Consider the following 8921-nt stretch of genomic DNA (forward strand, 5'->3'; position numbering starts at 1 on the left):
GGCGTCCGCGCGCGCCCCCGTAAATTCGGGGGTTTTTCGGCCCCGTGACCGGGGCGGGCCCCCCGCCGCACCGCGCGGGGGGCGCCCGCCTCGGTGTCCGGACCGCGGATCCCGCCGGCCGGCCTGCACGCCCGGCGGTACGCCCCGGACAAGATCTCCTCCCGGCGGATGACGTCAATTTCCTTGCGCACGGGGAAGGTTGGCGGGGCAGGACGCGTTGTTCCTCTGCGCGCAAGACCCCGACGTATCGATGAGCGTTGTACAACGTAAGCTGTACCGGTGCTGATTCGTTGCAAGTGGGGCGATACCGCCTGGCCATACGGCCCGACGGCGTGCTCCGCACTCGGCAGAGCGGGCGGCGTGTCCGGAATGGGATGTTTTGGGTCAGCAGTGTAGAACGGGAGATGTGACGGCTATGACGGAAAATCTCCAGCTCCGAGGTGCTCACGCCGTCCCAGCGCCGGGCGGTCGGTGGTGACCCCTACCCGGCAGGCGCACCACGATGCCGCCGCGCCCAGCACCCTCGACAAGGCCGCTGACGAGAATTTCCCGGTAGCCCCCTTCTTTCTGCCGCGCGCCTGGCGTGACGACCTGATGGCCGTCTACGGCTACGCCCGCCTCGTCGACGACATCGGCGACGGCGACCTCGCCCCCGGCGGCGCGGACGCCCGCCACCTCGGCCTCGATCCCGAGCAGACCGACGACCGGCTCGCCATGCTCGATGCCTTCGAGGCCGATCTGCGCCGGGTCTTCGACAGCGCGGGCGAGGGTCCGCACCACCCCCTGCTGCGCGCGCTGCGCCCCACCGTGCGGCGCTGCTCGCTCACCCCCGAACCCTTCCTCGGCCTCATCGAGGCGAACCGGCAGGACCAGAAGGTCCGCCGCTACGGGACGTACGAGGAGCTCGCCGCCTACTGCGAGCTCTCCGCCAATCCCGTGGGCCGGCTGGTCCTGCAGATCACCGGGACCGCCAGCCCCGAACGCATCCGCCGCTCCGACGCCGTCTGCACGGCCCTGCAGATCGTCGAGCACCTCCAGGACGTCGCCGAGGACCTCGCCGCCGACCGGATCTACCTGCCCGCGGACGACATGGCCCGGTTCCACGTCCGCGAAGCCGAGCTGACCGCCCCCTCGGGGGGCGCATCGGTGCGTTCACTGGTTGCGTACGAAGCAGAACGCGCTCGGGAACTGCTGAATGAAGGCACCCCCTTGGTGGGTAGCGTCCACGGCAGGCTCAAGCTGCTTCTCGCCGGATTCGTGGGAGGGGGGCGTGCCGCCCTCACCGCGATCGCGGCCGCCGGGTTCGACGTACTGCCCGGACCGCCCAAGCCCACCAAGCCCAGCCTGCTGCGCGAGGTGGGAGTTGTCTTGCGAAGAGCGCGTAGAGAGGGGTGAGCCGGACCGTGGAGGGACAGACGACGTACATGTCGGCACCGGTACAGGCCGCATACAGTTACTGCGAGGCGGTCACCGGACAGCAGGCGCGTAACTTCGCGTACGGCATCAGGCTGCTGCCGGCCGAGAAGCGACAGGCCATGTCGGCGCTGTACGCCTTCTCCCGTCGCGTCGACGACATCGGTGACGGCCAGCTGGAGCCGGAGATCAAGCGGACCCGACTGGAGAGCACCCGCACCGTCCTGGGCCGGATCCGCGACGGCGCGATCGACGAGGACGACACCGACCCGGTGGCCGTCGCGCTCGCCGACGCCGCGCGCAGATTCCCGCTCCCGCTCGGCGGGCTCGACGAACTCATCGACGGCGTGCTGATGGATGTGCGCGGCGCGACCTACGAGACCTGGGACGACCTCAAGGTCTACTGCCGCTGTGTCGCGGGCGCCATCGGCCGCCTCAGCCTGGGTGTTTTCGGTACGGAACCGGGCGCTCCGGGCGCCGACCGGGCAGCGGAGTACGCCGACACGCTCGGCCTCGCACTCCAGCTGACCAACATCCTGCGCGACGTCCGCGAGGACGCCGGCAACGGGCGTACGTATCTGCCCGCCGACGATCTCGCCAAGTTCGGCTGCTCGGCCGGGTTCCACCGGGCCACTCCGCCGCCCGGCGCGGACTTCGCGGGCCTGGTCCACTTCGAGGTACGGCGTGCCCGTACCCTGTTCGCCGAGGGATACCGGCTGCTGCCGATGCTGGACCGGCGCAGCGGCGCCTGCGTCGCGGCCATGGCGGGCATCTACCGCCGGCTGCTGGACCGGATCGAGCGCGACCCCGAGGCGGTGCTGCGTGGCCGGGTCTCGCTGCCGGGCCACGAGAAGGCGTATGTCGCGGTGCGCGGACTCTCGGGTCTCGACGCGCGCTACGTCTCCCGCCGGACGGCCAGGGGGCGTGTCTGATGCGCCGTACGGACATCTCGCGCACCATGTGCGGCACGGAAACGCGCTTCCATCGGTGGTCAACCCTCTGGTGTACTGACGCGTCCCTGACTGAAGTGACCCGGCGAAAGGAGGGCGCATGACGAACGACGCCCCGCGTCCCTCCCACGCGGTCGTGATCGGCGGCGGACTCGCCGGCATCACCGCGGCCCTGCGACTCGCCGACGCCAGGCTTGACGTGACCCTGCTCGAAGGGCGGCCCCGGCTCGGCGGACTCGCCTTCTCCTTCCGGCGCGGCGAACTGACGGTCGACAACGGACAGCACGTCTACCTGCGCTGCTGCACCGCCTACCGCTGGTTCCTCGACCGCGTCGACGGAACGCGCCTGGCGCCCCTGCAAAACCGTTTGGACGTGCCCGTTCTCGACGTCGGACGCCCCGCGGGCCCCCGGCTGGGACGGCTGCGCCGCAACGCGCTGCCCGTGCCGTTCCACCTCGCCGCCGGACTCGTCGGCTATCCGCATCTCTCGCTCACCGAGCGGGCGAGCGTCGGACGCGCCGCACTGGCGCTGGGCCGCCTGGACCCGGACGACCCCGCGCTCGACGCCATCGACTTCGGTAGCTGGCTCACCCGGCACGGCCAGTCGCCGCGCACCATCGAGGCCCTCTGGGACCTGGTCGGCGTCGCCACGCTCAACGCCACCGCGCCGAACTCCTCGCTGGCCCTCGCCGCGAAGGTGTTCAAGACCGGACTCCTCTCCGAGCCCGGCGCCGCCGACATCGGCTGGGCGAGCGTGCCGCTCGGCGAGGTCCACGACACACTGGCCCGCAAGGCACTCGACTCCGCCGGGGTACGCACCGAGCTGCGCACCAGAGCGTCCTCCGTCACCCGTACGGAGGACGGCCGTTGGGCCGTCGAGGCCGGCGGCGAACGGATCGAGGCGGACACCGTCGTCCTCGCCGTCCCCCAGCGCGAGACCCACGACCTGCTGCCCGCGGGGGCGCTCGACGCGCCGGAGCGGCTGCTCGACATCGGCACCTCGCCGATCCTCAACGTGCACGTCGTCTACGACCGCAAGGTGCTGCGCCGCCCGTTCTTCGCCGCGCTCGGCTCCCCGGTCCAGTGGGTCTTCGACCGTACGCACGCCTCGGGTCTCACCGGCCCCGGGCAGTACCTCGCGGTGTCCCAGTCCGCGGCGGACGAGGAGATCGACCTCCCCGTCGCCGAGCTGCGGGCGCGCTACCTGCCCGAGCTGGAGCGGCTCCTTCCGGCCGCCCGCGGGGCCGGGATCAGAGACTTCTTCGTCACCCGGGAGCGCACGGCGACCTTCGCCCCCGCCCCCGGCGTCGGCCGACTGCGGCCCGGAGCCGGCACCCGTGCCCCCGGCCTCAGCCTGGCCGGAGCGTGGACGGCCACCGGCTGGCCCGCGACGATGGAGGGTGCCGTCCGCAGCGGGTTCAGCGCGGCGGACGCCGCGCTCCGGGCGCTCGGCCGCTCCCATGAACATCCGCTGCAGGAGGCGGCATGAGCAGTACCACCGGAACAAGAGGAGAGTCAGTGACCCCGGCGAATCCGGCTTTCGACACCGTGGCCGACACGGACGTCACCGCGCTTCTGGAGCGCGGACGGGCCCTTTCCACGCCGGTGCTCCGGGCCGCCGTTGACCGGCTCGCACCGCCCATGGACACCGTCGCCGCCTATCACTTCGGCTGGATCGACGCCCAGGGACGGCCCTCCGACGGCGACGGCGGCAAGGCCGTCCGCCCGGCGCTCGCCCTGCTGTCCGCGGAGGCGGCCGGTGCCGCCGCCGAGGCAGGGGTCCCCGGCGCCGTGGCGGTCGAACTCGTGCACAACTTCTCGCTGCTGCACGACGACCTGATGGACGGCGACGAACAGCGCCGCCACCGCGACACCGTCTGGAAGGTGCACGGCCCCGCCCAGGCGATCCTCGTCGGCGACGCGCTCTTCGCGCTCGCCAACGAGATCCTGCTGGAGCTCGGCACCGTCGAGGCGGGCCGGGCGGCCCGCCGGCTGACCGTCGCCACCCGCAAGCTCATCGACGGTCAGGCCCAGGACATCTCCTACGAGCACCGCGAGCGGGTCACCGTCGAGGAGTGCCTGGAGATGGAGGGCAACAAGACCGGCGCCCTGCTCGCCTGCGCCTGCTCCATCGGCGCGGTCCTCGGCGGCGCCGACGACCGTACCGCCGACACCCTGGAGGCGTACGGTCACCACCTCGGCCTCGCCTTCCAGGCCGTCGACGATCTGCTCGGCATCTGGGGCGACCCCGGGTCCACCGGCAAGCAGACCTGGAGCGATCTGCGCCAGCGCAAGAAGTCGCTGCCGGTCGTCGCCGCGCTCGCCGCGGGCGGACCGGCCTCGGAGCGCCTCGGTGAACTGCTCGCCGCCGACGCCAAGAGCAGTGATTTCGACAGCTTCTCCGAAGAGGAGTTCGCCGCCCGCGCGGCGCTCATCGAGGAGGCGGGCGGCCGTGAATGGACCGCCCAGGAGGCCCGTCGACAGCATGCGGTCGCCATCGAGGCACTGCACCGCGTCGAGATGCCGCCCACCGTGCGGGCGCAGCTCACAGCGCTCGCTGACTTCGTCGTCGTACGAAAGAGATGATCACTATCTGCTCCATATGACTCGCAGTCGCCGGCCGGTGCCCGTCCGGGCGCCGGCCGACGGAGACCCCAGCACAGCAGAGGACCAAACTGCACGAAGGGGAAGCCATGACAGCGACGACCGACGGAAGCACCGGGGCTGTGAACCCCCGCGCAGCCTCGGCCAGCAATCCGACCGATACAACCATCGCCGCGGACGACGTACAGGCCGCCGCGCGGCGGGCCGCGGAACGCTCGGTGGAGCATCTCCTCGGCAGGCAGGACGAGCAGGGCTGGTGGAAGGGCGACCTCGCCACCAACGTCACCATGGACGCCGAAGACCTGATGCTCCGTCAATTCCTCGGCATCCAGGACCAGGCCGTCGTCCAGGCGGCGGGCCGCTTCATCCGCGGCGAACAGCTCGGCGACGGCACCTGGGCCACCTTCCACGGCGGCCCCGGCGAGCTCTCCACCACCATCGAGGCGTACGTGGCACTGCGGCTGGCCGGAGACCGGCCGGACGAACCGCACATGGCCCGGGCCGCGGGATGGATCAGGGAACAGGGCGGAATCGCGGCGAGCCGCGTCTTCACCCGGATCTGGCTCGCCCTCTTCGGCTGGTGGAAGTGGGACGACCTGCCTCAGATGCCGCCCGAGCTGATGTTCTTTCCCAAATGGGCTCCCCTCAACATCTATGACTTCGGCTGCTGGGCCCGCCAGACCATCGTGCCGCTCACCATCGTCTCGGCGAAGCGGCCGGTGCGCCCGGCCCCCTTCGCGCTCGACGAGCTGCACACCGATCCACATCATCCGAACCCGCCCGGACGCACCGCTCCTGCGGTGAGCTGGGACGGTGTTTTCCAGCGCCTGGACAAGGCGCTGCACCTCTACCACCGGATCGCACCGCGCAAGCTGCGCAGGTCCGCCATGAACGCCGCGGCCCGCTGGATCATCGAACGCCAGGAGAACGACGGCTGCTGGGGCGGCATCCAGCCACCCGCCGTGTACTCCGTCATCGCGCTGCACCTGCTCGGCTACGACCTGGACCACCCGGTGATGCGGGCCGGACTCGAATCGCTCGACCGGTTCGCCGTCTGGCGCGAGGACGGCGCCCGGATGATCGAGGCCTGCCAGTCCCCGGTCTGGGACACCTGCCTCGCCACCATCGCCCTCGCCGACGCCGGGGTCCGTCCCGACCACCCGGCACTCGTGAAGGCCGCGGACTGGATGCTCGGCGAGGAGATCGCCCGGCCCGGCGACTGGTCCGTACGCCGCCCGCGTCTCGACCCGGGTGGCTGGGCGTTCGAGTTCCACAACGACAACTACCCCGACATCGACGACACCGCGGAGGTGGTCCTCGCGCTGCGTCGGGTCCACCACCCCGACACGGCACGGATCGAGGCCGCCATCAAGCGCGGAGTGCGCTGGAACCTCGGCATGCAGTCCCGCAACGGGGCCTGGGGCGCCTTCGACGCGGACAACACCAGTCCGTTCCCCAACCGGCTGCCCTTCTCCGACTTCGGTGAGGTCATCGACCCGCCGTCCGCGGACGTCACCGGGCACGTGGTGGAGATGCTCGCCGTCGAGGGACGGTCCGCGCACCCCGCCACCCGGCGCGGCATCGAGTGGCTGCTGGCCGAACAGGACCCGAACGGCGGCTGGTTCGGCCGCTGGGGCGTCAACTACGTATACGGGACAGGGTCGGTGGTGCCCGCACTGGTGGCCGCCGGGCTGCCCGGCACGCATCCGGCGATCCGCCGGGCGGTCGGCTGGCTGGAGTCCGTGCAGAACGACGACGGCGGCTGGGGCGAGGACCTGCGCTCGTACCACGAGGACAAGTGGATCGGGCACGGTGCCTCGACCGCCTCCCAGACCGCGTGGGCACTGCTCGCGCTGCTCGCCGCGGGGCGGCGGGACAGCGTGGCCGTGGAGCGGGGAGTGCGCTGGCTCACCGAGACCCAGCAGGCCGACGGCTCCTGGGACGAGCCGTACTTCACCGGCACCGGCTTCCCCTGGGACTTCTCCATCAACTACCACCTCTACCGACAGGTCTTCCCGCTCACCGCACTCGGGCGGTACGTGCACGGCGAACCCTTCGCCGACCGCACGGCCACCCGCAAGGGGGCCTGATGGGCGATGGTCCGGGGCCGGCCGGCTCCGCAGCCCCGCTGCTGATCGCCTGTGCGCTCGGCATCGAGCAATTCGCCCTGCGCAGCGGCAGAGGCAGGGCCGGCGCGGCTCCGGGCCCGGTGACCGTACTGCGTACGGGCATGGGCGCCAAGGCCGCCGAGGCGGCCGTGTCACAGGCGCTCGGTCAGGACCGGGTACCCGGCACGGCGGTCCTCGCCTCCGGTTTCTGCGCCGGGCTGTCACCCGGTATGCACCCCGGGGACCTGGTGGTCGCCGACGAGACCCGGGGAGCCGGGGACCCGACGGCCTGTACCGGCACGGTCCTGCTCGCCGAGGCCGTTGCCCGGACCGTGCCCGGCCGCACCGTCCACACCGGTCCGCTGACCGGCTCCGCCCATGTCGTACGCGGACATGAGCGGGCCGAGCTGCAGGCCACCGGAGCGATCGCGGTGGACATGGAGTCCGCCGCCACCCTTCGCGCCGCCCTGCGGTCCGGGCCGCGCCCGGTTGCGGCCGTACGGGTGGTCGTGGACGCTCCGGAGCACGAGCTCGTCCGCATCGGGACGATACGCGGTGGAATATCGGCTTTCCGTGTTCTCCGTGCCGTCCTGCCGGCTTTCTATGAATGGCACCGATCTCTGCTGCTCCCCAGGAGGTGAGCTAGATGGCCATGCCGCTCCGTCAGACCATCAAGGTTGCGACGTACCTCATTGAACAGAAGCTCCGCAAGCGGGACAAATTCCCGCTCATTGTCGAGCTGGAGCCTTTGTTCGCCTGCAATCTGGCGTGTGAGGGCTGCGGGAAGATCCAGCATCCGGCCGGAGTTCTGAAGCAGCGCATGCCGGTTGCCCAGGCTGTCGGCGCGGTACTGGAATCGGGCGCCCCGATGGTTTCCATCGCTGGTGGCGAACCTCTGATGCACCCGCAGATCGACGAAATCGTGCGGCAGTTGGTGGCGAAGAAGAAGTATGTCTTCCTCTGCACCAACGCGATGCTGCTGCGGAAGAAGATCGAGAAATTCACGCCCTCGCCGTTCTTCGCCTTTGCCGTGCACATCGACGGGCTGCGGGAGCGGCACGACGAATCGGTTGCCAAGGAAGGCGTGTTCGACGAGGCGGTGGCGGCGATCAAGGAGGCCAAGCGACGCGGCTTCCGGGTGACCACGAACTCCACCTTCTTCAACACCGACACCCCGCAGACCGTCATCGAGGTCCTCAACTACCTCAACGACGACCTGAAGGTCGACGAGATGATGATCTCGCCCGCCTATGCGTACGAGAAGGCGCCCGACCAGGAGCACTTCCTCGGCGTCGAGCAGACCCGGGAACTCTTCAAGAAGTCGTTCGCGGGCGGCAACCGGTCCCGCTGGCGGCTGAACCACTCGCCGCTCTTCCTGGACTTCCTGGAGGGCAAGGCCGACTTCCCGTGCACCGCGTGGGCGATCCCGAACTACTCGCTCTTCGGCTGGCAGCGGCCCTGCTACCTGATGAGCGACGGGTACGTCCCCACGTACCGGGAACTCATCGAGGAGACCGACTGGGACAAGTACGGCCGCGGCAAGGACCCGCGCTGCGCCAACTGCATGGCGCACTGCGGCTACGAGCCCACCGCCGTCCTCGCCACCATGGGATCGCTGAAGGAATCCCTGCGCGCCGCGCGCGAGACCGTCTCCGGGAGCCGGTGACGTCATGACCGCTGGAGAGCCGGTCGCACTGGGTCTCCCCGAGCTGCCGGCCCGGCCGCTCGCGATGCGCCGCCACTCGCGGCGCATCCAGGTCGGGTCGGTTGCGGTGGGCGGGGATGCGCCGGTGTCGGTGCAGTCGATGACGACGACGCGTACGTCGGACATCGGTGCGACGTTGCA

The 8921-nt window shown here is 70.8% G+C and carries 8 protein-coding genes; all 8 read left to right on the forward strand.

The features are described 5' to 3' along the window. Positions 1–474: 474 nt before the first annotated feature. The gene (gene hpnC / locus ACFVV1_RS13510; RefSeq protein WP_389989055.1) at positions 475–1395 is read left to right on the forward strand and encodes a squalene synthase HpnC; all 921 of its coding nucleotides are present in this window, start codon (positions 475–477) and stop codon (positions 1393–1395) included. A 29-nt stretch (positions 1396–1424) separates the two neighbouring features. Continuing rightward, positions 1425–2345, forward strand: a complete 921-nt coding sequence (gene hpnD, locus ACFVV1_RS13515) for a presqualene diphosphate synthase HpnD (protein WP_389989057.1) — start codon at positions 1425–1427, stop codon at positions 2343–2345. Positions 2346–2463: 118 nt separating this feature from the next. Continuing rightward, positions 2464–3852, forward strand: coding sequence for a hydroxysqualene dehydroxylase HpnE (gene hpnE / locus ACFVV1_RS13520; protein ID WP_389989059.1), 1389 nt, complete (start codon positions 2464–2466; stop codon positions 3850–3852). Further along, positions 3849–4949: a polyprenyl synthetase family protein gene (locus ACFVV1_RS13525; RefSeq protein WP_389989061.1), complete on the forward strand. Its 1101-nt coding sequence runs from the start codon at positions 3849–3851 to the stop codon at positions 4947–4949. The genes hpnE and ACFVV1_RS13525 overlap by 4 nt, the downstream gene beginning before the upstream one ends. A gap of 107 nt (positions 4950–5056) precedes the next feature. Beyond that, positions 5057–7057, forward strand: a complete 2001-nt coding sequence (shc, locus tag ACFVV1_RS13530; RefSeq protein WP_389989063.1) for a squalene--hopene cyclase — start codon at positions 5057–5059, stop codon at positions 7055–7057. Continuing rightward, positions 7057–7716: a 1-hydroxy-2-methyl-2-butenyl 4-diphosphate reductase gene (locus ACFVV1_RS13535; RefSeq protein ID WP_389989065.1), complete on the forward strand. Its 660-nt coding sequence runs from the start codon at positions 7057–7059 to the stop codon at positions 7714–7716. Before shc ends, ACFVV1_RS13535 begins: the two co-directional genes overlap by 1 nt. A gap of 5 nt (positions 7717–7721) precedes the next feature. Continuing rightward, positions 7722–8741 (forward strand): adenosyl-hopene transferase HpnH, encoded by a 1020-nt coding sequence (gene hpnH / locus ACFVV1_RS13540; protein ID WP_389989067.1) that lies wholly within the window; start codon positions 7722–7724, stop codon positions 8739–8741. Positions 8742–8745: 4 nt separating this feature from the next. Continuing rightward, positions 8746–8921 (forward strand): flavodoxin-dependent (E)-4-hydroxy-3-methylbut-2-enyl-diphosphate synthase (locus tag ACFVV1_RS13545; RefSeq protein WP_356332173.1); only part of this gene is annotated, 176 nt, incomplete at its 3' end.

The organism is Streptomyces sp. NPDC058092 (assembly GCF_042884935.1).
In the GTDB taxonomy this organism is placed as follows: domain Bacteria; phylum Actinomycetota; class Actinomycetes; order Streptomycetales; family Streptomycetaceae; genus Streptomyces.